This is a genomic window from Kitasatospora sp. Root107 (genome assembly GCF_001424875.1).
Lineage (GTDB): Bacteria > Actinomycetota > Actinomycetes > Streptomycetales > Streptomycetaceae > Kitasatospora.
Genome location: NZ_LMCT01000034.1, coordinates 213459 through 238353, shown reverse-complemented (window position 1 = coordinate 238353; position 24895 = coordinate 213459). Strand labels below are relative to the sequence as shown.

The 24895-nt window shown below is 72.7% G+C and carries 21 protein-coding genes; 9 read left to right on the top strand and 12 right to left on the bottom strand.

Features of this window, described 5'->3' with window-relative positions; genetic code table 11:
- Positions 1–78: 78 nt before the first annotated feature.
- On the top strand, positions 79–1602 hold the full coding sequence (locus ASC99_RS26515) for an aldehyde dehydrogenase family protein (protein ID WP_057236592.1): 1524 nt from the start codon (positions 79–81) through the stop codon (positions 1600–1602).
- 42 nt (positions 1603–1644) lie between these two features.
- On the opposite strand, the gene ASC99_RS26510 is transcribed toward ASC99_RS26515, so the two are convergent.
- From ASC99_RS26510 to ASC99_RS26490, 5 genes are read right to left on the bottom strand one after another with little or no spacing between them, the layout of a single operon-like run.
- Entirely contained in the window at positions 1645–2997 is a 1353-nt protein-coding gene (locus ASC99_RS26510; RefSeq protein WP_235502428.1) for a hypothetical protein, read from the bottom strand.
- Positions 2998–3018: 21 nt separating this feature from the next.
- The gene (locus ASC99_RS26505; protein WP_057236588.1) at positions 3019–4371 is read right to left on the bottom strand and encodes an amino acid permease; all 1353 of its coding nucleotides are present in this window, start codon (positions 4369–4371) and stop codon (positions 3019–3021) included.
- Positions 4368–6893: an MFS transporter gene (locus ASC99_RS38925; protein WP_057236586.1), complete on the bottom strand. Its 2526-nt coding sequence runs from the start codon at positions 6891–6893 to the stop codon at positions 4368–4370. The genes ASC99_RS26505 and ASC99_RS38925 overlap by 4 nt, the downstream gene beginning before the upstream one ends.
- Positions 6890–7891, bottom strand: coding sequence for a class I SAM-dependent methyltransferase (locus ASC99_RS26495; protein WP_057236584.1), 1002 nt, complete (start codon positions 7889–7891; stop codon positions 6890–6892). Before ASC99_RS26495 ends, ASC99_RS38925 begins: the two co-directional genes overlap by 4 nt.
- On the bottom strand, positions 7888–8898 hold the full coding sequence (locus ASC99_RS26490) for a histidinol-phosphate transaminase (RefSeq protein ID WP_057236582.1): 1011 nt from the start codon (positions 8896–8898) through the stop codon (positions 7888–7890). The genes ASC99_RS26495 and ASC99_RS26490 overlap by 4 nt, the downstream gene beginning before the upstream one ends.
- Positions 8899–9081: 183 nt before the next feature.
- On the opposite strand from ASC99_RS26490, the gene ASC99_RS26485 reads away from it, so the two are divergent.
- Positions 9082–11847, top strand: coding sequence for a BTAD domain-containing putative transcriptional regulator (locus ASC99_RS26485; protein WP_057236581.1), 2766 nt, complete (start codon positions 9082–9084; stop codon positions 11845–11847).
- Between the two features lie 21 nt (positions 11848–11868).
- Here the strand turns inward: ASC99_RS26485 and ASC99_RS26480 are convergent, their stop codons facing one another.
- Both ASC99_RS26480 and ASC99_RS26475 read right to left on the bottom strand, forming a co-directional pair.
- Complete coding sequence (locus ASC99_RS26480; protein ID WP_200948428.1) at positions 11869–12183, bottom strand: SHOCT domain-containing protein; 315 nt, start codon at positions 12181–12183, stop codon at positions 11869–11871.
- 11 nt (positions 12184–12194) lie between these two features.
- Complete coding sequence (locus ASC99_RS26475; RefSeq protein ID WP_057236577.1) at positions 12195–12623, bottom strand: DUF6325 family protein; 429 nt, start codon at positions 12621–12623, stop codon at positions 12195–12197.
- 180 nt (positions 12624–12803) lie between these two features.
- Between ASC99_RS26475 and ASC99_RS26470 the strand changes: the two genes are divergently transcribed.
- From ASC99_RS26470 to ASC99_RS41175, 3 genes are all read left to right on the top strand, one after another.
- A complete protein-coding gene (locus tag ASC99_RS26470; protein WP_057236576.1) occupies positions 12804–13127 on the top strand; it encodes a nuclear transport factor 2 family protein in 324 nt (107 codons plus the stop codon).
- Positions 13128–13274: 147 nt separating this feature from the next.
- Entirely contained in the window at positions 13275–14294 is a 1020-nt protein-coding gene (locus ASC99_RS26465) for a LacI family DNA-binding transcriptional regulator (protein ID WP_082598640.1), read from the top strand.
- A gap of 68 nt (positions 14295–14362) precedes the next feature.
- Entirely contained in the window at positions 14363–14638 is a 276-nt protein-coding gene (locus tag ASC99_RS41175) for a LuxR C-terminal-related transcriptional regulator (protein ID WP_235502429.1), read from the top strand.
- Positions 14639–14668: 30 nt separating this feature from the next.
- Here the strand turns inward: ASC99_RS41175 and ASC99_RS26455 are convergent, their stop codons facing one another.
- The gene (locus ASC99_RS26455) at positions 14669–15889 is read right to left on the bottom strand and encodes a serine hydrolase domain-containing protein (RefSeq protein WP_057236572.1); all 1221 of its coding nucleotides are present in this window, start codon (positions 15887–15889) and stop codon (positions 14669–14671) included.
- 86 nt (positions 15890–15975) lie between these two features.
- On the opposite strand from ASC99_RS26455, the gene ASC99_RS26450 reads away from it, so the two are divergent.
- The 4 genes from ASC99_RS26450 to ASC99_RS26435 all read left to right on the top strand — a co-directional run bounded on the left by ASC99_RS26450 (position 15976) and on the right by ASC99_RS26435 (position 22007).
- The gene (locus ASC99_RS26450) at positions 15976–16491 is read left to right on the top strand and encodes an NUDIX hydrolase (protein WP_057236570.1); all 516 of its coding nucleotides are present in this window, start codon (positions 15976–15978) and stop codon (positions 16489–16491) included.
- A 68-nt stretch (positions 16492–16559) separates the two neighbouring features.
- The gene (locus tag ASC99_RS26445) at positions 16560–17324 is read left to right on the top strand and encodes a TetR/AcrR family transcriptional regulator (protein ID WP_057236688.1); all 765 of its coding nucleotides are present in this window, start codon (positions 16560–16562) and stop codon (positions 17322–17324) included.
- A gap of 239 nt (positions 17325–17563) precedes the next feature.
- Positions 17564–19468 carry a hypothetical protein gene (locus ASC99_RS39850; protein WP_057236568.1) on the top strand — a complete coding sequence of 635 codons (1905 nt, stop codon included), beginning with the start codon at positions 17564–17566 and terminating at the stop codon, positions 19466–19468.
- A gap of 289 nt (positions 19469–19757) precedes the next feature.
- Positions 19758–22007 (top strand): glycoside hydrolase family 18 chitinase, encoded by a 2250-nt coding sequence (locus ASC99_RS26435; protein WP_082598639.1) that lies wholly within the window; start codon positions 19758–19760, stop codon positions 22005–22007.
- Between the two features lie 7 nt (positions 22008–22014).
- On the opposite strand, the gene ASC99_RS26430 is transcribed toward ASC99_RS26435, so the two are convergent.
- The 4 genes from ASC99_RS26430 to ASC99_RS26415 all read right to left on the bottom strand — a co-directional run bounded on the left by ASC99_RS26430 (position 22015) and on the right by ASC99_RS26415 (position 24891).
- Entirely contained in the window at positions 22015–22701 is a 687-nt protein-coding gene (locus ASC99_RS26430) for a spermidine synthase (RefSeq protein WP_057236566.1), read from the bottom strand.
- Positions 22702–22862: 161 nt separating this feature from the next.
- Positions 22863–23429: a hypothetical protein gene (locus ASC99_RS26425; RefSeq protein WP_057236564.1), complete on the bottom strand. Its 567-nt coding sequence runs from the start codon at positions 23427–23429 to the stop codon at positions 22863–22865.
- Positions 23374–23769, bottom strand: a complete 396-nt coding sequence (locus tag ASC99_RS26420; RefSeq protein ID WP_057236562.1) for a hypothetical protein — start codon at positions 23767–23769, stop codon at positions 23374–23376. Before ASC99_RS26420 ends, ASC99_RS26425 begins: the two co-directional genes overlap by 56 nt.
- A 93-nt stretch (positions 23770–23862) precedes the next feature.
- The gene (locus ASC99_RS26415) at positions 23863–24891 is read right to left on the bottom strand and encodes a YeiH family protein (RefSeq protein WP_057236684.1); all 1029 of its coding nucleotides are present in this window, start codon (positions 24889–24891) and stop codon (positions 23863–23865) included.
- Between the last annotated feature and the right edge of the window lie 4 nt (positions 24892–24895).

The window sequence follows — 24895 nt, the reverse complement described above, 5'->3', positions numbered from 1 at the left end:
GCACGTGTCGGTTCCCACCCACGGGCCGCCACCTCCGGCCCGGGGTACGCCTTCCAACAGCGAGGAGTACCACCGTTCATGACGGTCTACCAGCCTCCCGGCCAGCCCGGCAGCATCGTCGACATCCGCTCCCGCTTCGAGCACTGGATCGGCGGGCAGTGGGCGCCCCCGCTCCGGGGTGAGTACTTCGACAACCCCACCCCCGTCACCGGCCGGAGCTTCTGCGAGGTCGCCCGGGGCACCGCCGAGGACATCGAGGCGGCACTGGACGCCGCCCACGCCGCCGCCCCGGCCTGGGGCCGCACCTCACCCGCCGACCGAGCACTGGTCCTGCTCCGGGTCGCCGACCGGATCGAGGCCAACCTCGAATCCCTGGCGGTGGCCGAGAGTTGGGACAACGGAAAGCCGGTCCGCGAGACACTGGCCGCCGACCTGCCGCTCGCGGTCGACCATCTCCGGTACTTCGCCGGGGCGTTGCGCGCCCAGGAGGGCGGGCTCTCGCAGCTCGACGAGGACACCGTCGCCTACCACTTCCACGAGCCGCTCGGCGTGGTCGGCCAGATCATCCCGTGGAACTTCCCACTGCTGATGGCGGTCTGGAAGCTGGCACCCGCACTGGCCGCGGGCAACGCGGTGGTGCTCAAGCCCGCCGAGCAGACGCCGGTCTCGGTGCTGCTGCTGATGGAGCTGATAGCCGACCTGCTGCCCGCCGGGGTGGTCAACGTGGTCACCGGTTTCGGTGAGGAGGCGGGCAAGCCGCTGGCCTCCTCGGCCCGGGTCCGCAAGATCGCCTTCACCGGCGAGACCTCGACCGGACGCCTGATCATGCAGTACGCCTCCGCCAACCTGATCCCGGTCTCGCTGGAGCTCGGCGGCAAGAGCCCGAACCTGTTCTTCGCCGATGTGGCGGCCGATCAGGACGCCTTCTACGACAAGGCGCTGGAGGGCTTCGCGCTGTTCGCGCTGAACCAGGGCGAGGTCTGCACCTGCCCGAGCCGCGCGCTGATCCAGTCGAGCATCTACGACCGGTTCCTCGGTGACGGCCTGGCCCGGGTCGCGGCGATGCGGCAGGGCAACCCGCTCGACACCGAGACCCAGATCGGCGCCCAGGCCAGCGCCGACCAGCTCACCAAGATCCTCTCCTACCTCGACATCGGCCAGGCCGAGGGCGCCAAGCTGCTCACCGGCGGCGAACGGGCCGACCTGGGCGGAGACCTGACGGACGGCTACTACGTCACGCCGACCGTCTTCGAGGGCGACAACCGGATGCGGATCTTCCAGGAGGAGATCTTCGGCCCGGTCCTCGCCGTCACCCGCTTCGAGGACTTCGCCGACGGGATCGCGATCGCCAACGACACCGCGTACGGGCTCGGCGCGGGCGTCTGGAGCCGGGACGGCTCCACCGCCTACCGGGCCGGACGGGAGATCCAGGCGGGGCGGGTCTGGACCAACTGCTTCCACCTGTACCCGGCCCATGCCGCCTTCGGCGGCTACAAGAACTCCGGCATCGGGCGGGAGACCCACAAGATGCTGCTGGAGCACTACCAGCAGACCAAGAACCTGCTGGTCAGCTACTCCCCGCAGGCGCTCGGCTTCTTCTAGGAACCGGGGGCCGGGGTGTGGCAGGCACCCCGGCCCCAGTCCTCAGTGACCGGCCCGCTCCTGCAGCACGGCCCCGGCGTGTGCCCCGGTCGCCACGTTCACCACGCCCTCGCCCCCGACGGCCGGGGTGGCCCGGATGTAGGCGCCGCCGTGGCCGGCGGCTCCGGTGAACACTCCCCACAGGGCCGTCCACGGCTGCAGCTCGCCGTTCTCGTCGGGATACAGCTCCGGGATCGGGCTGACCCGGCGCTGGAGGATGAACGGGCCGTCCAGCGCGGCCAGGATCTGCTCGCGCCACTGCTCCGCCCCGAGGCCGTCCGCCCAGCCGAGCAGCACCCCGTCGCCACCGGCCAGCGAGGTCGGCTTGAGCACCAACTGCCGCTGGTGCGCCAGGGCGTGGTCGACCAGGTCGACGCGTTCCCCGCTCTCCAGCGTGACCGGCCCCGGGCGGACCATCCGGGTCCACGGCAGGATCCGGTCCAGGCTGGCCAGCACCTCGGCGCCGAACAGACCACGGTTGCGCTCGTCCGAGAGCAGCGCGAGCGCGCCCTTGCTGGCGTACGCGGCGGAGTCCAAGGGCGTGAAGATCCTGACCTCGCCGCGCTCTGCGGCGTCCAGGACCGGATCCATCAACGCCGGCACCTCCGGGAACTTCACCAGGTCCCCGATCAGGAACACCCGGAAGATCACGTCCACCGGCCGCTCGCCCAGCCACACCCGGCCGTCCCGCGCCGACAGCTGCCCGAGGTGGCAGGGGTGCGCGTCCAGGCCCAACTCCCGCCAGCGCGCGCAGAGTTCCTCCATGTACGGCAGCATCTTCCGGTAGCCGTCCGGCGAGTCCGTCAACGCGACCACCGGGCGGTCGCCCGGCCGGAAACCGCCCTCCGCGAGGACGTTGTCCACCTGCTCGCGCAGCGAGTCCACGAAGCCGAGGCCGTGGCTCCCGGCGAACTCGGCGAGCACCGGGTGCCGGAGCAGCTCGCGGCACATGTCGGCGTTGTCCATGCCGCCGACCGCGCTGCCGATGTTGAGCTCCAGCAGCTTGAACCCGCTCTCGTCCACGTACAGGTCGGCCCGGGTCTGCCGGGAGACCGAGGGGCCCCGGCCCCGCAGGACGGCGGAGACCTGCACCTCGGTCAGCCCCACCGCGCGGGCGAACGCCGCGAAGTCGCCGCCGAACAGCTGGTCGGGCAGGCCGGCCAGCGCCGTCCGCAGGTTCTCCAGGTCGGCATGCAGCCGGACCCGCTCGGCTTCGCCGAGAAAGAGCGGACGCGACAGGTACCTGCCCCGGTAGAAGGTGTCGAGCAGTACGGAGCCCTGCTGATCACCCGTCAACTCCGCTGCCTTGGCGCCACTTTCGGCCACCCGGGCCAGGTACTCCCGGGTCAACGACATGCGATCCATCGTGCTCTCTCCTCAGGCTCGGCGGTGGCGGATCAGGGCGGCGGTCAGCACCACCAGTGCGAGCACCGCCGAGCTGACCAGCTGGACCCGGGTGCCGTGGTCGACGGACATCCGCCCCAGCAGCGCGACGATGACGGCCAGGGTGAGCCAGCTCAGGTAGGGATGCCCCCACATCCTGACCGGCGTCCCCTCCGGCAGGCGGCTGCGGAGCCGGAGTTGTGAGCAGGCCACCAGCAGCCAGACCAGCAGGAGCACCGTGCCGACCGCGTTCAGCAGGTGCAGGAAGATCGTCTGCGGCCAGAGCAGGTTCAGCACCACTCCCCCGAAGCCGAACGCGGTGGAGGCGAGAACTGCCGGGTAGGGGACGCCGGTTCGGCTGATTCTGGTCAGGGCCGCCGGGGCCTGGCCGCGCCGGGCCAGCGAGAAGGCCATCCGGGCAGCGGCATAGGTACCGGCGTTCAGGGCCGAGAGCAGCGCGAGCACCACCACCACGTTCATGATCTGCGCCGCGCCCGGCACCCCGATCTCCTCGAGGACCGCCACGAACGGGCTGGCGCCGAGGCGTGAGTCGTGCCACGGCAGCAGGCTCACCAGGACGATCATCGACCCGATGTAGAAGACCGAGATCCGCCACACCGCGCTCCGGACCGCCCGGCCCGCGGCCTGGACCGGGTTGTCGGACTCGGCGGCAGCGATGGTCACCACCTCCAGACCACCGAACGCGGGCACGGCCGCCACGAAGCCCGCAACCACGCCGCCCCAGCCGTGCGGCAGCAGATCGCCGGTCAGCGCCCCGGCGTTCTTCCCAGGCAGCACGCCGAGGATCGCCAGCAGGCCCAGCACCAGGAAGCCGACGATCGCCGCGACCTTGATCAGGGCGAACCAGAACTCGAACTCGCCGAAGTTGCCGACCGCGGTGAGGTTGACGCCGGTGAAGACCGTCATGAAGAGCAGCATCAGCAGCCACTGCGGGACCCCGGGCAGCCAGCCGTGCACGATCACGGCGGCCGCCGTGGACTCGACGGCGAGCACCACCACGATGGTCACCCAGTACAGCCAGCCGATGGTGAAGCCGGCCCACGGGCCGAAGGCCAGCTCCGCGTGCTCGGAGAACGAACCGCTGGACGGGAACGCGGCGGCCATCTCGGCCATCATCCGCATCACCAGCATGGTGAGCACGCCGGCGGCCACGAACGACAGCACGATGCCGGGCCCGGCCAGCGCGATGCCCGCGCCGGAGCCGACGAACAGACCGGACCCGATCACCCCGCCCATGGCCAGCATGGTGAGGTGACGTGGGCGCAGGGTGCCGTGCAGCTGCTGTCCCGGTGGCTCGACGGGGGTCAGAACGGGCGTGGTGGTCATTCGACTTCCTCGGATTCGGCTTCCTGGGTTCTGACGGTGAGTGACTTGCCGGTGGGCACCAGCTCCTTCGGTGCCTCCAAGGCGCGCTGCGGGAGCCTGGACCACCGGAGCGCGACCACGGTGGAGACCGCCGCGCCCGTGACCCCGAACGCCGCGATCACGACCGGCGCCGGGACCAGGTCGGCGGCGAACCCGGCCAGCGAGATGCCGACCCCCTGGGCCACCCGGACGGCGGTGGAGGCCAGCCCGAACGCCTGGCCGCGCAGGGCGTCCGGCACCGAGCTGCTGTAGGCGGCGTTCGCGGGGACCTGGAAGGCCGAGAAGAGCCCGGACACCCCCCACAGCACACAGGTGACGGCAATCCCCGGGGACAGCGCGGTGAACACCAGCACCCCGCTGGCGGCCACCGCCAACGGGCCGAGCAGCCGCAGACCGCGCTCCGGGCTCACCAGGCGGGTGAGGACGAACACGCCGATCACGGCACCGGCCGGGCTCGCCGCGAGCAGCAGACCGACCCCGGTCGGGCCGTGCCCGAGGGCTTCGGCGTACGGCGCCGCCAGGCCCTCCTTGCACGCGTAGAAACCCGAGAGGCACCCGAAGGCCACCAGCAGGCCCAGCCTGGGGTCGGCCCGGACCAGGGCGGCCCCGCCGGTGATCGCGCTCCGTCTGCTGCTGCCCGGCGCGGGCCCGCTCGGCCTCGGCCGCCGCGCGAGGCCGGACCAGGTGAGCAGCGCCGACAGCACGAAGGTGCCCGCGTTGATCAGCAGCGCCTGCGAGGTGCCGAGCGCCGCGACCGCGACGCCGCCCGCCGCGAACCCGGCCAGCTGGCCGAGCTGGGCCGTCACGTTGACCACCGCGGCGGCGGCCAGGTAACGCTCGCCGGGCACCACGGTCGGCAGCAGCGCCGAGCGGGCCGCCAGGTGCGGCGACTGCACCAGCTGAACGAGGATCAGCAACCCGCACAGCAGCCACAGTGAGGTGCCGGGCACGGCCATCGCGGCGACCAGGCCGGCCCGGGCCAGGTCGCAGACCACCATCAGCCCGCGCCGTGGGTAGCGGTCCGCCAGCCAGGACAGCAGCGGACCGCCCACCAGCTCGGGCAGCAGGGTCAGGGCGTAGGTCAGCGCCGCCAGACCCGCCGACGCGCTCCGGGCGAACACCAGCAGCGCCAGCGCCACCCTGGCCAGCTGGTTGCCGCCGACCGCGGTGAGCTGCGCCAGCCACAGCATCCGGAACTCGCCGATGGCGAAGACCTCGCCGAAGCGCGGCGCCGCGGGCGGCACGCTCACGGACGGGCCAGGGACTGTGCGCGTCCCTTCACCCGGAAGACCGCCGCGGCGGGCTCGGCGACCGGCTCCCAGGTCAGCTCGTACTCCTCCAGCACCTGCCTGATCGCGCGTTCGATCTCGGCCCCGCTGGACGCCCGGAACCGGTAGCGCCCGCCGGTCTCCTTGGCCCCGCCGGGGGGGCGTCGACAGCACCCGGCACGGCCTGACCGGCGGCTCCGGCATCAGCAGGTAGCCACCGGCCGGGCCGGTGGGATCGAGCTCGGGCAGCACCGGGGACTCCCCCAGCGACAGCCGGGTGGCGACCTCGAGCAGGTCGAGCCCGTACACCTCGCGCCAGAGGTGCGGCAGTTCCGCCCCGCCCGCCCGCGCGGCCACCTCGAGGAACACCAGCCCCTCATACTCGCCGGGACCGGCCGGGTCGACCGCGAACACCTCCAGGTGGAACACGCTGCTGCGCACCCCGAGGGCGGCCAGCACCCGCTCCGCGTAGCCGACCAGCCGCTGCTCCAGCACCGGGTCGTCCCCGGCCACCGAGCCGAACGGGTCGCCCAGGGCGTAGTCCAGACAGGTGTTCAGCAGGCGGAAGGCCCGCAGCACCCGCACGGTGCCGTCCTGCACGACGCCGTCGACCTGGTACATCGTCCCGCTGACGAACTCCTCGCAGACGTAGTTCTCCAGCGGCGAAGCGAGCGTCACCTCCAGCGAGGCAAGAGAGTTGACCAGGTAGATGCCCTGACTGCCCGAGCCGTCCCGGGGTTTGAGCACCACCGGGAACCCGGATTCCCCGGTGAACCGGCGGACCTCCTCGGGTGCGTCGGCGACGACGAACCGTGGCACCCGCAGGCCCGCGGCGGCGACGAGCTGTTTCATCGTCACCTTGTCGCGGACCCGCTCGACCTCGGCCGGCCCCGGGCCCGCCACCCCCAACAGCTCGCGCAGGGCGGCCGCGACCTCCAGGTCACGCTCGAACAGCGCGACGACGTGGTCCAGCGGGCCGTACTGCCGGACGATGCCGAGGGCCAGCTCCGACACCGCCGCCCAGTCCGCCAGGTCGTCCACCACGGCCACGGTCTCGGCCAGTTCGGCGTCGACGCCGCTGCGCCCGACCGCCGAGGTGAGGTAGGCGACCCGGTCGGCGGTGTGGTCGACGTAGTCGGTGTAGTGGCAGCCCACCTCCGCGTTGAAGCGGTTGAGTACGAGGATGTGCCTGCCCTGAGTGGTCCGGTCGGTCATGCGCCCGGCCGCTCACGGGTGAGGTGCATCAGCGCGGTGTACGGCGGCAGGTCGAAGTCGACGACGTCCGCCCGCTGCCAGCCCGCCTCCGCCAGCACCCCGTTCCACTCGTCCAGCGAGGGGATCATCTGGCCCATCACGGCGTGGGCGGTCTCGAAGCCCAGGGTGAAGACCGGGTGTTGCTCGGTGGTCGGCAGATCGGAGCGGTAGGTGTCGCAGATGATCAGGTCGGTCGCCGCCGGGAACGCCTCACCGATCAGCTTCAGGCTGGCCAGGCACTCCTCGCGCGGCCAGAGGTCGTGTCCCATCATGAAGCAGCACACGAAGTCGACCTCGCCGAACTCCGGCTGGTACGCCATCCTGGTCGCGTCACCGCGCACCACCGAAATGCGCTGCTCGAGGCCGGCCTTCGCGACCGAATCGGTGGCCAGCGCCACCGCGCCCGGCGCGAAGTCCACCCCGATCCCACGGAACTCCGGGTCGCGCCCGGCGAGTTTGATCAGTCGCTCGCCACTGCCGCAGCCGAGGTCGGCGCCGTACCTGAGACCGCGGTCGGAGATGATCTTGTAGAAGGTCGGGTCCACGTAGGAGAAGCCCGCGTCCCGCGCGGCCAGACCGATCGCCTTGTAGTCGCGCACCACGAAGTCCCCGGTCCGGCTGGGGTTCCTGACCAGCTCCGGCATGCTCCGGAACAGCTCGCCGCAGCCCCTGGTCAGCCAGTAGAAGAAGCCCTTCTTCGCCCAGGTGTCGGCGAACAGCGGTCCCGGCGTGGCGAATCGGTGCTCGGAGCTGAGCACCACGATCCCGGCGATCGCCAGCCCACGGGCGATCGCCTCCACCGAGGGTGCGTGCAGGTCCTGCTCCCGGGCGAAGCCGGCCAGGTCCACCGGCTGCTCCGAGCTGTCCAGCCGCTCCAGCAGGCCGAGCTCCCAGGCGGCCGATATCGCGTACGCCGTCAGCGTGTTGTTGTAGACGTCGTCGATCACAAGGCTGGTCATTGTTCCCCCAGGTTTCGCGTCCGGCCGACGGCCAGGACGTCGTCAACTGCCGTGATGAGAGCGGCGATATCGGTCTCGGAGCCCACGGTCACCCGCAGGCCGGTACCGGCCGGTTGGACCCGGACACCGCGGTCGAGCAGATCGGTGGCCCAGCAGGACCGGTCGTGCGGCGGCCGGACGAACAGGAAGTTGGCCTGACTCGGTGTCACCTCGAAGCCCCGCCGGGCCAGCGCGCCCGCCAGAGCCGCCCGGTTCAGCCGGTTGCGCTCGCGCCGCTCCCCCGGCACCGCCGGGTCGGCCAGCGCGGCCAGTGCGGCGGCCGCGGCGGCGGCGCTCACGCTGAACGGCATCTGCAGCGACCGGAGCGCACCGATCAGCCGGGCACTGCCGATGCCGTAGCCGATCCGCAGGCCGGCCAGCCCGTGGATCTTCGAGAACGTCCTGGTGGTCAGCACGTTGGGCAGTTCGGACAGCGCGGAGAGCGAGAGCTCGTCCTCGGCCGGCTCGGCATAGTCGTGGTACGCCTCGTCATTGAGCACCACGGTGGTCTCCGGCAGGCTGCCCGCCAGGTCCGCGACGGTCTGCCGGGGCCGGTAGGCACCCGTCGGATTGTGCGGGTTGGACAGCGCCACCAGACCGACGGACGCCTCCGCCAACTGCTCTGCCAACTGCCCTGTCACGTCGCCGTCCGGCGGCCACGGCCGGCTGAGCGTCGGCGTGCCGCACTGGGTGCCGAGCAGCGGATAGAGCTCGAACTCGGGCTCGTGGAAGAACGCGGCCCGGGTAGGCGAGGTGAAGGCCCGCCAGGCCAGGCCGATGATCTCGGCACTGCCCGCGCCGACCAGCACCCGGTTCAGCGGGACGTCGTACAGCTCCGCGATCGCGGTCTCCACCGCGCTCGACGGCACCGGATACCGGTGCAGCTCGGGCACCAGCGCGTGCAGGGCCTCGGCGACGGCCGCCGAGGGGCCCTGCGGGTGTTCGTTGGCATGCAGCCGCAGCGTCACGAGGCGCCCACCAGCCGCATCCGGTCTCTCGGCTCCGGACATGCGTCAACGCCGCCCATATAACGTTCCCCCTTCGATTGGACCTTCGATAACCTACGAACAGTCACTGGACGGCGACTGGACGGAACATCAGCAGCCGTCCAGTCGGGCGAAATTCGGCGCGAAACGGCAAAGGAGCCACGCGTGCAGATCCAGCTGCTCGGCCCGGTGCGGGTGTTACGGGACGGGGCCCCGATCGACATCCCGACCGCGGGCAGGCGGGCCGTGCTCGGTCTGCTCGCGCTGGCCTCGGGCCGGCCGGTGTCCAGAGCGGAGCTGATCGACGCGCTCTGGCAGCACGACCCGCCGCACAGCGCCGTCAACGTCATCCAGACCCACGTCAAGCACCTGCGGAAGCTGCTCGAACCCGAACGGCCGCCCCGTACCCCGAGCCAGCTGCTGCCCTCGGCCGGCGACGGCTACCGCCTCCGCGCCCAGGGCTGCGACATCGACGTCCGCTCGTTCCGCACGAGGGTCGACCAGGCCGCGGCGGCACGGCAGTCGGGCGACCACGCAACGGCGCTCGCCCTGTTCGACGCCGCGCTGGCCCTGTGGCGGGCGGCCGCGCCGCTGTCCGACGTCCCGGCGCTGGCGGCCCATCCGGCGGCCCTCGCACTGATCGAGGAGCGGTACGCGGCGCTGGCCGCCAAGGGGGAGACCCTGTTGGCCGCCGGAGCGGCCGACGAGGCGGTCGTGCTCTTCGAACAGGCGGCGCACGCACGCCCGTTGGACGAGGCGGCGCTGGCCCGGCTGCTCCGGGGCTACCGGGCCGCAGGCCGACGGGCGGCGGCCGTCAGCACCTACCACGAGGTCCGGCGACGGCTCAGCGACGAACTGGGCATCAGCCCGGGCCCGGAGCTGGTCTCCGTCTACCACTCACTGCTGGCCGAGGACACCCGCCGCCACGCCCCGGGCGCACCGCGCCGGCTGGTGCCCGCGGCCCTGCCCGGCGATGTGACCGACTTCGTCGGCCGGCAGCGCGAACTCGCCGACCTGGACCAGGTGTTGGTCGAGGCGGGCGGCAACGCGGTGCCGATCGCGGTGGTGTCGGGGACGGCCGGGGTCGGCAAGACGGCGCTCGCACTGCACTGGTCGCACCTGGCCCGGGCCCGGTTCCCGGACGGGCAGCTCTATGTCGACCTACGGGGCTACGACCCGCAGCAGCCGCTCTCCGGCGAGGACGCACTGTCCAGGCTGCTGTCGGCACTCGGCCTGCCCGCCCAGGAGATCCCGGTCGAGCCCGCCGACCGGGTGACCCGGTACCGGACCGAGGTCAGCGGGCGCCGGATCCTCATCCTGCTCGACAACGCATCATCGGTGGACCAGGTCAGGCCGTTACTGCCCGGCACCGCGTCCTGCGCGGTCGTGGTGACCAGCCGCGACAGTCTGGGCGAGCTGGTCGCCCGGCACGGTGCCCGACGGCTCGGCCTGGACCTGCTCCCGATGAGCGACTCGCTGGACCTGCTGCGCAGGCTGATCGGCGAGCGCGTCGACTGCGAACCGGCGGTCAGCGAATCGCTGGCCGCCCAGTGCGTCGGCTTACCCCTGGCACTCCGGGTGGCCGCCGAACTCGCCGCCACCCTGCGCACCACCCCGCTGCCGTACCTGGTGTCCGAACTGGCCGACCGGCGAAGGCGGTTGAGCATGCTGGACTCGGTCGGCCATCCGATCAGCGCGGTCTTCTCCTGGTCGTACCAGCACCTGCCCGCGACGGCGGCGCGGGTCTTTCGCTTACTGGGCCTTCAGCTCGGTCCGCACATCTCGCTGAGCGCCTCCGCCGCCCTCGCCGGGCGCAGCCCGGCGGACACCCGCGCGGCCCTGACCATGCTCACCCGCGCCCACCTGGTGCACCCGATCGGCCCCGACCGGTACGGCATGCACGACCTGCTCCGGGCGTACGCCACCGAGCTCGCCCACGACGACGTCCCGCCCGTGGAGCAGGTCCACGCCCGGCAGCGGCTGGTCGACTACTACCTGCACACCGCGCACGCCGCCGGCGCGATGCTGGACCATCGCGACCCGATCGAGCTCCCCGCGCCCACCTCCCTGGTGCCACCCGCGGGCTTCGCCGACCGCGAGGGCGCGCTGGCGTGGTTCGCCTCCGAGCACCAGACCCTGCTGACCGCGGTCGACGCGGCCGACGACGCCTACGTGGGGCTGCTGGCCCGGAGCATGTCGACCTACCTCGAACAGCGCGGCCACTGGCAGGACTGGGCGACCACCCAGCGCGCCGCGCTGGACGCGGCGGGCCGGCTGGGCGACCGGTCCGGCCGCGCGGCGGCGCACCGTGAACTGGGCCGGGCCAACGCCAGGATGGGCCGCTACGCGGAGGCCGAACGTCAGCTGCACCGGGCGGTCGTGCTGCTCGAGGAGCTCGGCGACCCGCTCGGTCAGGCCCACTGCCACAACACCCTGACCCTGGTGTTCGAACGGCGGCAGGACTTCCACCGGGCACTGGAGCAGGCGACCCTGGCGCTGACGAAGTACCAGGCCGCGGACAACCGGGTCGGCGAGGCCAGGGCGCTCAACAACATGGGCTGGTGCCACACCCAGCTCGGCGGGTACGAGGCGGCGGTCGGCTGCTGCGAGCGCGCCCTCGCCCGGCAGCGGGAGATCGGCGACCGCAGCGGCGAGAGCGCCACCCTGGACACCCTGGGTTTCGTGCACCACAACGTCGGCCGGCACCCGGAGGCCATCCGCTGCTACGAACAGGCCCGCGACATCTACCGCGAGTTCGGCGACCGGTTCAACGAGGCCTCGCTGCTCACCCACCTCGGCGACACCGCACACGCCGCGGGCGACCCCGCCGCCGCCGGGGAGGCCTGGCGGGAGGCCCGCGACATCTTCGCCGAGCTCGGCGACACCACCGCCGCGGACCAGCTCGCCCTCAAGCTCGGCGGCCTCGGCTGAGCCCCGACGGCTGGCCGGGTCTTAGGCGAGCAGCCGGGCCTTGGCGATGGCGAACTCCTCCGCTGTGAGCAGCCCCTGCTGGACCATCTGCCCCAACTCGGTGAGTTTGGAGGCCAGATCGGGCAGCGCGGGCAGCTGGTACGCGGGCGGCGGAGCGGCCTGCTGGGCCTGCAGGTCGGCGATGGCGGCGTTCTGGTCCTGCTCGTTGCGGGACGAGCGGGCGACGCTCCTGCCCGCCGCGTACGCGGCACCGCCGACCACCAGTCCCCGGATCAGCGGGGCTCCCGTCGGGCGCACGGCGCGGATCGGCCTGATCGGGCGCATGGGTCGGAACACGACGTCCTCCTCTACTTTCCGGCCGCGACGCGGGCCTCGGCGGCTCGCACGGCCTCTTCGATGTGCTCCGGCGGGATCCGCACGCCGGTGGCGATCCGGCCGCCGACCGCGCGCAGGGCTTCGGCGGTGGCCTCGGCCCAGAGGTGCTCGATCAGCACCAGCAGTGCCACGTTGCCGGGCTCCAGGAGTTCGGCGGCCTCCTGGGCGTCCTCGGGGCCGATCAGCGCCAGCTCGTCGAGGCCGTCCGGCACCACGCCCTGGAGGTGCTCGAAGTCGGCGAGTTCGCCGTAGGTGGCCTCGCCGTCGGCGTGCCGGGTGACGACCAGTGAGTCGATCACCCGGACGTGGCCCTCGATCCGCAGCCGGGCCAGGGCCTTGACCGCCTCGACGGTGATGGTCTCGTGCGGGAACGTCAGGACGAGCAGTTCGGCCGGCCCCATCCAGGGCTCCCTTCGGTGAGCGAATCCCCCATATCCGGATCAAAGCACACCAACCGATAGCCATGCCGCAGGTGACGGCACGCCACGGACGGCCCAAGGTCATCGGGACCGCCCCGGGCGGAGTGTTCGCTGGATCCGACAGCTGAGTTCAGCAGCCGCCCCTCCCCAGGAGAAGAACCGATGACCATCCCGCTCGACAAGCTCTCCGACCCGGCCGTGCGCACCCTGCTGGCCGCCCTCAACGCCAATGATCAGGCCGCCTTCCAGGCCGCGCTCACCCCGGACGCCACCATGTCCGACGACGGCACGGACCGGGACCTCGCCGAGTGGACCGACCGGGAGATCTTCTCCTCGCACGGTCGCATCGAGGTGCAGACCGAGAAGGACAACGGCCGCAAGGTGATCGCCGACTACCGCAACGACACCTGGGGCGTGATGCGCACCGCCTGGCGGTTCGACGTCAAGGACGGCCGGGTCAGCCGCTTCGAGACCGGCCAGGCCTGACGGATCGACAGGATTGGTGAAGCGCTTCGACAGTAGGTCTGGACACGCGCCAAGTGCCTCTCTAAGCTCTCCCGGCAGGACAGCATCGAGACGGACAGTCGACACTGTCGAAGCGCTTCACCATTCGGCGCCCGACAGCGTCGCGAGATGGAGCACCGCATGGTCACGCTCGCCCAGGTCGCCCAGCACGCCGGGGTGTCGCCGAGCACGGTCAGTTACGTGATCAGCGGCAAGCGCTCGATCTCCCAGGACACCCGGCTGCGGGTGGAGCGCAGCATCGCCGAGCTCGGCTACCACCCGCACGCCGGGGCCCGGGCGCTGGCCAGCAACCGTTCGCACGTGATCGCCCTGGTGGTCCCGCTGCGCACCGACATGTTCGTCCCCGTGGTGATGGAGATCGCGATCGCGGTCACCACCACCGCCCGCCGGTACGCGCACGACGTGCTGCTGCTGACCAGCGAGGAGGGGCCCTCGGCGATCAAGCGGATCACCAACAGCGGGCTGGCCGACGCGATGATCCTGATGGACGTCGAGCTGGAGGACGAGCGCATCCCGCTGCTCCGGCAGACCGGCACCGCCGCCGCGCTGATCGGCCTGCCCGCCGACCCGGCCGGACTCACCTGCGTGGACCTGGACTTCGAGGCCACCGGGCGGCTCGCCGCCGACCACCTGGCCGACCTCGGGCACCGCGAGGTGGCACTGATCGGCCCGGCCGAGTCGGTCTACCGACGGCACACCGGCTTCGCCGAGCGAACACTCACCGGGTTCCGGCAGCAGGCCGGGGTACGCGGGCTGCGCTTCCTGCACCGCCCCTGCGGGGACGGGCACGAGGCGGCCAGCGGCACGCTCTCCCGGATCTTCGAGGAGCGCCCCGGCATCACCGGCCTGGTGGTGCAGAACGAGTCCGCCCTGCCCCATCTGCTCGGCCAGCTCCGGCAGTCGGGCCGGGCCGTGCCCGAGGACGTCTCGGTGGTGGCGATCTGCCCCGACGACGTCGCCCTGCACTCCGCCCCCCGGCTGACCTCCGTCTCGGTCCCCGCCAAGGAGATGGGCCGACGCGCGGTCGAGCTGGTGATGGCCCTCGCGGCCGGCCGCCCGGCCGAGGAACTCACCCTGCTCACCCCGGCCCTGACGATCCGGGAGAGCAGCGGTCCCGGCCCCCGCTGATCCTCCCCCGTTCGCGCGCATCGCCGAGCGCCCCGCCCTGCCATGCCCACGCGCACCCAGGAGCCGCCGTGAAGTCCGCCATGCACCCTGCCCTGACCGCTCCCCGCGTCACCGCCCAGCCCGCCCAACCCGGGCCGCACCGGCACCCGGCCGGGCTGCTGACCCCGTCCGAGCACCAGTTGCTGCTGCTGCTCGCGGAGGGCCTGCCGCTGGACTCGATAGCCCGCCGACTGGACACCTCCAGCCGGACCCTGCGCCGCCGGATCCGGGTGCTCTGCGACCGGATCGGCGTCCGCACCCCGCTCCAGGCGGCGGTCTGGGCCGCCCGGCGCGGTCTGATCTGAGCGGCAGCGGCCGCAGCCGAAAGATTGCGGTCAGCCGGCCCCCAGGCACTTACGGACGGCGGCGATCAGCGTCCGGGAGCGGATGTCGCCGGTGACGCCGGGCTGCATGCCGTTGGTGACGTAGCCGAAGCCGATGCCGAGTTCGGGGTCGGCGAAGCCGAGGGAGCCCCCTCGGCCGGGGTGGCCGAAGGAGGCCGGGGAGGCCATCGGGGAGCTGGGGCCGTGGCGGAAGAAGCCGAGGCCGAAGGCGGTGTTGATGATCAGCACCCGGTCCGGGCCGCTGACCGCCGGGCCCATCGCCTCCGCGAGCAGGCCGGAGCCGAAGACCGCCGGGAGCAGTTCGCCGGGGGCCCCGCCGTGGCGGTCGGCCGCGCCGATCAGGGCCGCGTAGAAGCGGGCCACCGAACGCGCGGTGCCGATCCCGCCCGCGCCGGGGATCTCGGCGGCCTGCACCGCCGGGTCGTTCAGGTCGACCTTCGGCCGGACCGCGCCGAACGAACGGGCCGTCAGCGATGTGGGGTCCTGGTAGGCGTCCACCACCGACTTGCGGGGCCGCAGCCGTAGGCCGTTCGGACCGTTCAGGGCCGCCTCGGGCGCGGGCAGGTCGACCAGCCGGCCGACCCTGGGAGCGGCGCCCGAGGGCAGGCCGATCCACAGGTCGAGTCCGAGCGGCTGGGCGATCTCCTCGGCGAAGTACCGCCCGACGCTGCGTCCGGCAGCCCGCCGGACCACCTCGCCGACCAGCCAGCCGAAGGTGTACGGGTGGTAGCCGTGCGCCCGGCCCGGCTCCCAGAACGGCGCCTGCGCGGCCACCGCCGCGACGGCGGGCTCCCAGGAGATCACGTCCTCGACCCGCAGCGGCACGTCCAGCGCGGGCACCCCGGCCTGGTGCGAGAGCAGCCAGCGGACCGGGATCCGCTCCTTGCCCGCCGCCTTGAACTCCGGCCAGTACGAGGCGACCGGTGCGTCCAGGTCGAGCCGTCCCTGCCCGGCCAGGTGCAGCGCGGCGGCGGCGGTCAGACCCTTGGTGACCGAGCGGAGCACCTGCGCGGTGTCGGCCGTCCAGGGGACCGCCGGGTCGGGGCGGCCGCCCACCTCGGGCCGGGCGTCGCCGCCCCAGATGTCGACCACCTTGCGGCCGTCCAGGTAGAGCGCGAACGCTCCACCGAGCTCGCCGTGGTCGCGGAAGTTGCGCGCGAATGCCTCCCGTACGGGCTCGAAACCCTCCGCCGCCTCGCCCCAGATCTCCACCCGCGTGCCGCCTTCTGCTCGTCCGCTCCTCGCTTCTGAAAGATAGTCCGCTCATCCGGCGGGCGCCGACTCGGTAGCGTGGTTCCATGACGAACCCTGCTGACGAAGTGCTGGACGTGGTCGACGGGCAGGACCGGGTGATCGGCACCGCCCCGCGCGGCGAGGTCTACCGGCTGGGGCTGACCCACCGGTGCGTCTTCATCCTGGTCCGCGACGCCGAGGGCCGGATCTTCACCCACCGCCGGGCGGCCGACAAGCTCTACGCGCCCGGCACCTACGACTGCTTCGTCGGCGGCGTGGTCGGGGCCGGGGAGACGTACGCGGAGGCGGCGGTCCGCGAGGCCGAGGAGGAGATGGGGGTCAGCGGGATCGTGCCGGTCCGGCTGTTCAAGTTCCTCTTCGAGGAGGACGGACTGTCCTGGTGGTGCGACACCTACGAGGCCCGCTGGGACGGCCCGGTCAGCCCCCAGGTCGAGGAGGTCGACTGGCACGACTGGCTCACCGAGGACGAGCTGACCCGGCGGCTGACGGAGTGGGAGTTCGTGCCCGACGGCCTGGCCGCCTACCGGCACTACCTGGAGCACCGGAGGACGACCGGCTGACCCGGTGATCGGCAGCAGTTGCCGCCCTGGCTCCCCCCGGCCGGCCGGGAGCACTTAGGGTGGCGCTCATGGTTTCCCGTACGCCGCCGGTGGCGGACCGGCCCGAGCGAGCGCCGCGGCGCAGGCTCAGCGTGGACGAGCGCCGGGAGCAGCTGATCGCGGTGGCGCTCGACCTGTTCAGCCGGGCTGCGCCGGAGGACGTGTCGATCGACGACATCGCGGCTGCCGCCGGTGCCTCGCGGCCGCTCGTCTACCACTACTTCCCCGGCAAGCAGGCCATCTACGAAGAGGCGCTGCGGCGGGCCGGGCAGGAGCTGGCGGGACGGTTCGAGGAGCCGCACGAGGGTCCGCTCTCCGAGCGGCTGCTGCGGGTGATGGGGCGTTACCTGGACTTCGTCCGCAGTCACGGCCCCGGCTTCGCGGCGCTGCTCCGAGGCGGATCGGTGACGGCCGGACCGGCCGGCAACGCGGTGATCGACGAGGTCCGGCGGGCCGCCGCCGTGCAGATCCTCCGGCACCTGGCGGTGGCCGAGCCCAGCCCGGGACTGCGCCGGACGGTCCGCGCCTGGATCGCCAACGCCGAGATCACCTCGCTGGACTGGCTGGCCACGCCCGAAGTCCCGCTGGAGGAGCTCCAGATCCAGCTGGTGCAGGAGTTCGTCGCGGCACTCACCGTGTGCGCGGCCCGCGAGCCCGCGCTGGCCCTCGAGCTGGCCGGTTTCCTGGCGGACGAGAGCGCCGACGGCCCGACGGGTCTGCTGATCCGCCAACTCGCGGGCCTGCTGGGCGTTCCGGGCCTGGCCGACGCGGTGGCGGCGCTGGCCGAGGGGTGACCTCGGCGGGATCCTGACACCGGGTTCTGATAGAAAGTGGACGGAATTATCACCTGAGACTCTCCGTCGATCGGGGGGCGGATGAAGGAGCGGCGGCGGGGTGCGTGGCTCGGCGGTGCCGAGGAGGGAGTCCATGCGGAGCATCGGCGACCGACGAGAAGCCGGCGAGGTGCGTGCCCCGGCGCCGCGACGCCGCCCCCCGATCGACGGAGAGTCCGAGAGCGAGGGGGCTCAGCAGCATGACACAGGACGGCTTCGCGGGCGCGGAACGGATCGGCGCCACGATCGACGTACTGGCTGACACCCTGTTGGGGGCCGACGCCACGCACTATCCGGCCGCCTCGCTGACGGCCTTCGACCGCGCCGCACACCCCTCCGCCGACGCCCTGTTCGGGCTCCGGCTGAGCCCCGGCGGGCCCGGCCTGCTGACGGTCCGTGGGCTCGGCACGGTGGTCGAGGCCGGCACCACGCGGTCCGCTGCCGACGCTGCTGCCGCCGCCGAGGCTCCGACGGCGGAGCTGTTCGCCCGCTACGGGGCCAAGGACGTCTACGGGCTGCCGCTCGAGGCCGTCTCGGCGGAGCAGGTCGCCGTACCCGTCCGGCCGGAGTCGGCCGAGGCCTGGATGCGGCCGGAGTTCCCGGCCGCCGTGGCCCGGTTCGCTGCCGAGCGGCCGGTCGCGGTGCCGGAGGAGCTGGCCACCGGGGCGGGCGTGGAGGTCCGCCTGGTGGTGCCTTCGGTCTTCCACCCGCTGACCGTCCGGGGCGACCGGCAGGCCCGGGCGGGTCATCTCGCCGAGGTGGCCGAGGAGTTGTACTCGGGCGCCCGGGCGCCGCGCCGACAGGACTGGTCGGTGCTGACCGGTCTGCTGGCGCAGCCGTCGGCCGCTGCCGGGGTGGTCTTCGCCGGGGTCGCCGCCCTCCAGCTGGACGGCCGGCGCAGCCGGGCCTCGCTGGTGGTCTCACTGGCCTCGCACCCGCGTCAGATCTCCGAGCTGTCCGCCGAGTTGGCCGACTCCCGCCCGCAGGCCGAGGTCTGGACGGTGCTGATCCCGGCCGGTCCGACCGCCGTGCTGGTGGAGCGCCGGATCGCCCCGGTGCCGCCGCTGCTGCTGCCGGTCGGCCAGCCCGACAACGAGCCCGACGTCGCGGACAACACCCTCGTCTCGGTGCTGCAGGCCTTCCTGCCGCTGCCGGACGGCGTCTCGGTGCTGACCGTCCAGCTCGGCACCGCCCAGCCGGACGACTGGGAGCTGTACGCGGCGACCTTCGCCGAGATCCTGGCGAGCATCCAGCTCGGCTGGGACGGCACCAGGGCCGCCCTCCCGCAGTTCCCGGCCCAGCAGCCGGTCGCCCAGGCCCCGGTGGCGCAGCCGGTCACCCAGCAGCCGGTCACCCAGGCCCTGGCCCCGCAGGCACCGGCCCCCCAGGCGCCGCTGCCGCCCGCCGTCGTCCCCCCGGCCCCGGCCATGCCGCCGACCGTGCCCGCCCCGGCTCCGGCCGTCGCCGCCCCGGCGGCGCAGGAGCGCCCCAAGGGCGTCCGGGTCAACGTGCCGCCGGCCGACTTCAACCCCTTCGCTCCCCCGGCCCCGGCCCCGGCCCCGGCAGCCGCCGCACCCGCTGCCGACGCCCCCGCCCCCGCCCCCGGCAAGGGCGTGAAGGTCAACGTCCCGCCGGCCGACTTCAACCCATTCGCCGCACCCGCCCCGGCGCCCGTCCTCGCCGCGGCACCGGCTCCGCAGCCGGTCGCCCAGGCCGCTGCCCCGGCTGCCGCCGACCCGTTCGGCACCGTGACCACCCAGCAGGTGAGCGACCCGTTCGGCACCGTGACGTCCGCTCAGCCCGTCGCCCCGGCCCGGGTCGCCGCGCCGACGCCGCCCCCGGCCGCAGCGCCTGCGGCAGCCGCTCCGGCGCCCGGCAAGGGCGTCCGGGTCAACGTGCCGCCGGCCGACTTCAACCCCTTCGCTGCCCCGGCCCCGGCGGCCACCGCCGCCCCTGAGGCCGATGCCCCCGCCCCCGGCAAGGGCGTGAAGGTCAACGTGCCACCGCCGGACTTCAACCCGTTCGCCGCACCTGCCCCGGCACCCGTCTTCGCCCCGGCGCCGGCGGCCGCACCCGAGCCGCCTGCGAACAATCCGTTCGGCTGACGGCAGGTCAGCCCAACTCATCGGCAAACCACGGGCCGTGGATCTGACGCATTACTGTCAGGTCCACGGCCCTGCTGGTCCAGACCTATTGCCAGCACCCAGCGACGTCCCTACGCTCCTGTCACAGGATCTCCGCGGCAACCCGACGGCCCGGCGGCCCCGCTCCGCGCTGCCCCAGCACGTCAACAGCCGGAGCGCGCAGCACTTTTGCACCTGGCACCGCCACCTCCCCACAGGTAGGGAGCACGTCGGCCGGACGGCCGCACGCTCCCTGGACAGGAGCTCATCCATGCGCAGACGTCGGTTCAGCCTGCCCCTGCTCGCAGCGGGAGCGTTGATCGCCCCGCTGATCGCGGTCGCCCTGCCGGGCGGTATCGCCCAGGCCGCCGCCTCCACCGCCACCTTCGCCAAGGGCAGTGACTGGGGCACCGGTTACGAGGGCAGCTACACCATCAAGAACAACGAGACCACCGCGATGAACGGCTGGACACTCGAGTTCGACCTGCCCGCCAACAACACGGTGGCCTCGCTCTGGAACGCCACCTACACCACCGCCGCCTCGCACGTGACGGTGAAGAACCCGAGCTGGTCGGGCTCACTGGCGCCGGGCGCCTCGTACAACCTCGGCTTCAACATCGCCTACTCAGGTGCCTACGCCCCGCTGCTCAACTGCAAGTTGAACGGCAGCCCGTGTGCGGGTGGCGGCGACCAGAGCGCCCCGAGCGCGCCGGGCAACCTGCAGGCCACGCCGGGCACCGGCTCGATCACCGCTTCCTGGACCGCCAGCACGGACAACGTCGGGGTCACCGGCTACGACGTCTTCAACGGCAGTACCAAGCTGGCCACCGTGTCCGGCACCGGCAGCACCATCTCGGGTCTGGCGGCGGGTACGTACAACATCACCGTGGTCGCGTTCGACGCCGCGGGCAACCGCTCGGCGCCGGCCGGACCGGTCCAGGTCGTGGTGCCCCCGCCGCAGCCTGACACCCAGGCCCCGACCAAGCCCGGCACCCCGACCGCCACCCCCGACTCCCGTTCGGTGGCGCTCAGTTGGGCCGCAAGCACCGACAACGTCGGGGTGACCGCGTACGACGTCTACAACGGCGCCACGCTGGCCACCTCGGTGACCACCGGCACCAGCGCGGCGGTCACGGGCCTGACCCCGGAGACCGACTACACCTTCACCGTGAAGGCGCGCGACGCGGCGGGCAACAGCTCGGTTGCCTCCAGCCCGGTGAGCACCCGGACCACCAAGGAGGTGGTCAACCCGAACGCGCTGAAGATCGGCTACTTCACCCAGTGGAGCATCTACGCCCGTGGGTACAGCGTGAAGCAGCTGGACACCTCGGGCACGGCGGCGAAGCTGACCCACCTCAACTACGCCTTCGCCAACATCAACCCGAGCAGCAAGCAGTGCTTCATCACCAACAAGGCGGCCGGGAACGACTCGGACCCGAACGCCGGTGACGGCGCCGGTGACGCCTGGGCGGACTTCGGCAAGGGCTGGGACGCGGGCAATTCGGTGGCCGGTACCACCGACACCTGGGACCAGAAGCTGGCCGGCAACTTCAACCAGCTGAAGCAGCTCAAGACCAAGTACCCGAACCTCAAGATGCAGATCTCGCTGGGCGGTTGGTCCTACAGCAAGTGGTTCTCGGACGCCTCGCTCACCGACGCCTCGCGCAAGGCGCTGGTCAGCTCCTGCATCGACATGTACATCAAGGGCAACCTGCCGGTGATCGACGGCCGCGGCGGCGCGGGCTCGGCGGCGGGCATCTTCGAGGGCATCGACCTGGACTGGGAGTGGCCGAACTCCGAGGGTCACCTCGGTAACGTCATCCGGCCCCAGGACAAGGCCAACTACACCCTGCTGGCCCAGGAGTTCCGCCGCCAGCTGGACGCGCTGACCGCCACCACCGGCAAGAAGTACACCCTGAGCGCCTTCCTGCCGGCCGACCCGGCCAAGATCGACCTCGGCATCGACGTGCCCGGCCTGTTCGGCGCCTTCGACTTCGCCACCATCCAGGGCTACGACTACCACGGCGCCTGGGAGACCCAGACCAACCAGCAGTCCTCGATCAAGCTGGCCGCCGCCGACCCGAGTGCCCCGAACCGGCAGTTCAGCTCCGAGATCGCGATCAACGCCTACCTGACCAAGGGCGCGCCGAAGAGCAAGCTGACCCTCGGCATCCCGTTCTACGGCCGAGGCTGGACCGGCGTGCCGCGCGGCACCACCAACGGTCTCTACCAGACCTCGACCGGCCCGGCCCCGGGCACCTACGAGAACGGGTACGAGGACTACCACAAGCTCAAGACCATGGCCGCGAGCGGTGGTTACACCATCTACCGCGACCCGGTGGCGGGCCACGCCTACATCTACAACGGCACGGTCCTCTACACCTACGACGACCCGACCGAGATCCTCCGCAAGACCGCCTGGATCAAGGCCCAGGGCCTGGCGGGCGCGATGCTCTGGTCCTTCGACGGCGACACCGCCAACGGCGAGCTGATGAGCGCCGTGGACAGCGGTCTCAGGTAACCACCCGTCAGGCGCGGCGTGCCAGGTGCACCACATCGGGTACGCCGCGCAGGACCGGGATCTCCTCGGTCCGCACGTCCGTGAACCCGGCCGTCCGCAGTGCTTCCTCGAAGCCTGCGGACGGCTGCGCGCTCCACACCGCCAGCACCCCACCGGGGTTGAGCCGACGCTGCGCGGCGGCCAGCCCGGCCGGGCCGTACAGGCCGGAGTTCTCCTCGGTGACCGTCCAGTCCGGGCCGTTGTCGATGTCGAGGCAGAGCGCGTCGAAGCGCTCGCCGTCAGCGGCCAGGTAGGCCACCAGGTCGCCGTGCAGCACCGCCACCCGGGGGTCGTCCAGAGCGTGTTCGGAGAACGCGGCCAGCGGTCCGGTGCGGTGCCAGTCGATGATCGCGTCCTCCCGCTCGGCCACCGCGATCCGCGCCCAGCGCGGCTCGGCCGCCGCGTAGGCGAGCGAGAAGCCGACTCCGAGGCCGCCGATCAGCACCGCCGGCCGCTCGGCCGTCAGCTCGTCCAACGCGGCCTGGATCAGCAGCCGTTCGGACCGGCCGTCGGCGGTGTCCATCAGGAAGCAGCCGTTCGCGATGATCTCGTAGTGCCCACCGCGCCGCCGCAGCGCCACCTCGCCGTACGGGCCCTCGCGCCGGTCGAGTGTGACGGGGGCGTCGAATCCGTCCCGATCGGGGAGCACGGTCATCGCTGGGTCCTTCGCTAGGTGGTCGTACGCGACCCGACTCTAGTACGCGCTCGGCCACGCACCACCAGGGGCTCGGGGAACCGCGACGCCGACCTCGGAAAGGTGATCCGTCCGTAAATGGTCAGGCACTTTCGCCGTAGCGCCCGGCTGAGCGCATCGGTTCAGCGGAAGCGCCCGCCGCTGTACTGCCGCAAGGCCTCCGCCAGCGGCACCGGCCCCTCCTGCAGTCGGGCCACCGGGACCAACGCTCGGCCCCAGAGCCCGTCCTCACGGAAGTCGCCGGAGCTGCCCAGCCGGGTGCCCGGGACGGCCCAGATGATCAGCCACGGAATGTCGGTGACCGCGCCGGGCCGGGGCCGGACCCGGACCACCGACAGCTCGGCCCAGTCCACCCGCTGCTCCCGCCCGCCCCGCAGTCGGCAGCTCAGCCCCGGGGTGCCGACCCGGACCCGGAGCGGACGGCGCACGTACCGGAGGTACCTGCGGACCCGGCCGAGCGCGATCAGCGCCACGTACGGAGCCGGAAAGGCCGCTGCCACCAGGACCGTCGGGACGTCTCGCAACAGCTCGTGGTACGGATCCACCCCGGCCAGCCCGAGGCCGGCCACCGTACCGACCACTCCGCAGCCGACGGTGATCAGCAGCGCGCCCAGCAGCCGCCGCAGCGAGTCGTCAGGGGCCAGGTACTCGTACCAGTGCTCGGGCCCGGTCGCCCGGTCCTGCGGCACGACAGCCCCGACCGAGCCCGGCGCGGTGATGAACCTGCCGCCCGCGTAGCGGACCCGGGTACTCCAGACCGATCGCGTCGATCTGCTCCCAGCGCAGCACCCGGTCGTGCAGCGTGAGGCCCAGTTCGTCGATCCGCAGCCGGAACGGCCGTCCGGCTTCCCGGATTTCGGCCACCGCCCAGACCAGGCCGGCGAGCAGTGGCAGGGCCAGGGCGATTTGCCCGCCCTCGGTCGGGCCGCTCCGGTACAGCCAGTACCCGAGCCCCGCACCTCCCGCCAACAGGACCACGACCAGCTTGGCCACTCTCCGGTAGAGCCGCCCCCGCTTGCTGAACTCCATCCCCGTCCCCCGCCGTCAGCACCGACGATGCCCGCCGCCAGGGGTCAACTGCTCGCAATGGCCGGAGTGTTACCCAACCCGGACCCGCCCGGGTCAGCCGGTCAGCAGCACTCCCCCGTACGCCGCCCCGGCCACCAGCACCCAGGAGGCAAGCCCGAGCAGCGCCACCCGCCCGCCGGTCCGGGCCAGCGCGCCGAGCCTGACCGCACTGCCGAGCGCGAACAGGGCAGCCGCCAACAGGAGTTCCTGCGCATGCCCGGCCAACTCCAGCGCGACCACCGGGACTGCTCCGGTGCTGTTCAGCGCCACCATCGCCAGGAAGCCGACCACGAACAGCGGCAGCAGCGGCGGCCGGGCCACCCCGGCGGCGCGCCCGGGGCGCCGGGCCACCGCCACCGCGACCCCGGCCACCAACGGGGCGAGCATGGCCACCCGGATCAGCTTGACCAGCACCGCCTCCCGCAGCGCCACCGGCCCTGCGGTCTGCGCGGTGGCCACCACCTGCCCGACGTCGTGCACCCCGGCGCCCACCCAGCGGCCGAACTCGCCCGCGTCCAGACCCAACGGGCCCTGCAACAGAGGGAGTACGGCGATCGCCAGAGTGCCGCAGAGGGTCACCAGCGCGCACGAGGTGGCGATGTCCTCCTCGTCACTGCCGGTGGCCTGACCGACCGCACCGATCGCCGAGGCGCCGCAGATCGAGTACCCGGTGGCGATCAACAGCGGCTGGTCCCCCGGCAGTCCGAGCTTTCGACCCAGCCAGCAGGTACCGAAGAAGGTGGCGGCCACCACCGCCAGCACCATCAGCACGGTCGCCCAGCCGAGCCCGAGCACGTCCCGCAGGCCGAGCCTGAGCCCGAGCAGCACGATCCCGGCCCGCATCAACCGCCGGGCGGCCAGCGCCAGTCCGGCCTTCGCCGGGCCGACGACCACGGCCCGCAGGCGGGGCAGCTGACCGGCCGTCACCCCGAGCAGCACGGCGGCCGTCAGCAGCGGCACGGCCGGCAGCACCCGGTGCAGGCACCAGGCGGCGGCCACGCCGGTCGCCGCGAGAGCAAGGCCAGGACCGTTCCGGCGCAGCCCGGGCGGCGTGACCGGGTGCGGCACGGCCCGCAGCGGGATCGCC

Coding starts and splice junctions, on each gene's coding strand:
- ASC99_RS26515 (WP_057236592.1), top strand. CDS start 79: ATGACGGTCTACCAGCCTCCCGGCCAGCCCGGCAGCATCGTCGACATC.
- ASC99_RS26510 (WP_235502428.1), bottom strand. CDS start 2,997: ATGTCGTTGACCCGGGAGTACCTGGCCCGGGTGGCCGAAAGTGGCGCC.
- ASC99_RS26505 (WP_057236588.1), bottom strand. CDS start 4,371: ATGACCACCACGCCCGTTCTGACCCCCGTCGAGCCACCGGGACAGCAG.
- ASC99_RS38925 (WP_057236586.1), bottom strand. CDS start 6,893: ATGACCGACCGGACCACTCAGGGCAGGCACATCCTCGTACTCAACCGC.
- ASC99_RS26495 (WP_057236584.1), bottom strand. CDS start 7,891: ATGACCAGCCTTGTGATCGACGACGTCTACAACAACACGCTGACGGCG.
- ASC99_RS26475 (WP_057236577.1), bottom strand. CDS start 12,623: ATGGGGCCGGCCGAACTGCTCGTCCTGACGTTCCCGCACGAGACCATC.
- ASC99_RS26470 (WP_057236576.1), top strand. CDS start 12,804: ATGACCATCCCGCTCGACAAGCTCTCCGACCCGGCCGTGCGCACCCTG.
- ASC99_RS26465 (WP_082598640.1), top strand. CDS start 13,275: ATGGAGCACCGCATGGTCACGCTCGCCCAGGTCGCCCAGCACGCCGGG.
- ASC99_RS26450 (WP_057236570.1), top strand. CDS start 15,976: ATGACGAACCCTGCTGACGAAGTGCTGGACGTGGTCGACGGGCAGGAC.
- ASC99_RS26445 (WP_057236688.1), top strand. CDS start 16,560: ATGGTTTCCCGTACGCCGCCGGTGGCGGACCGGCCCGAGCGAGCGCCG.
- ASC99_RS39850 (WP_057236568.1), top strand. CDS start 17,564: ATGACACAGGACGGCTTCGCGGGCGCGGAACGGATCGGCGCCACGATC.
- ASC99_RS26435 (WP_082598639.1), top strand. CDS start 19,758: ATGCGCAGACGTCGGTTCAGCCTGCCCCTGCTCGCAGCGGGAGCGTTG.
- ASC99_RS26430 (WP_057236566.1), bottom strand. CDS start 22,701: ATGACCGTGCTCCCCGATCGGGACGGATTCGACGCCCCCGTCACACTC.
- ASC99_RS26420 (WP_057236562.1), bottom strand. CDS start 23,769: ATGGAGTTCAGCAAGCGGGGGCGGCTCTACCGGAGAGTGGCCAAGCTG.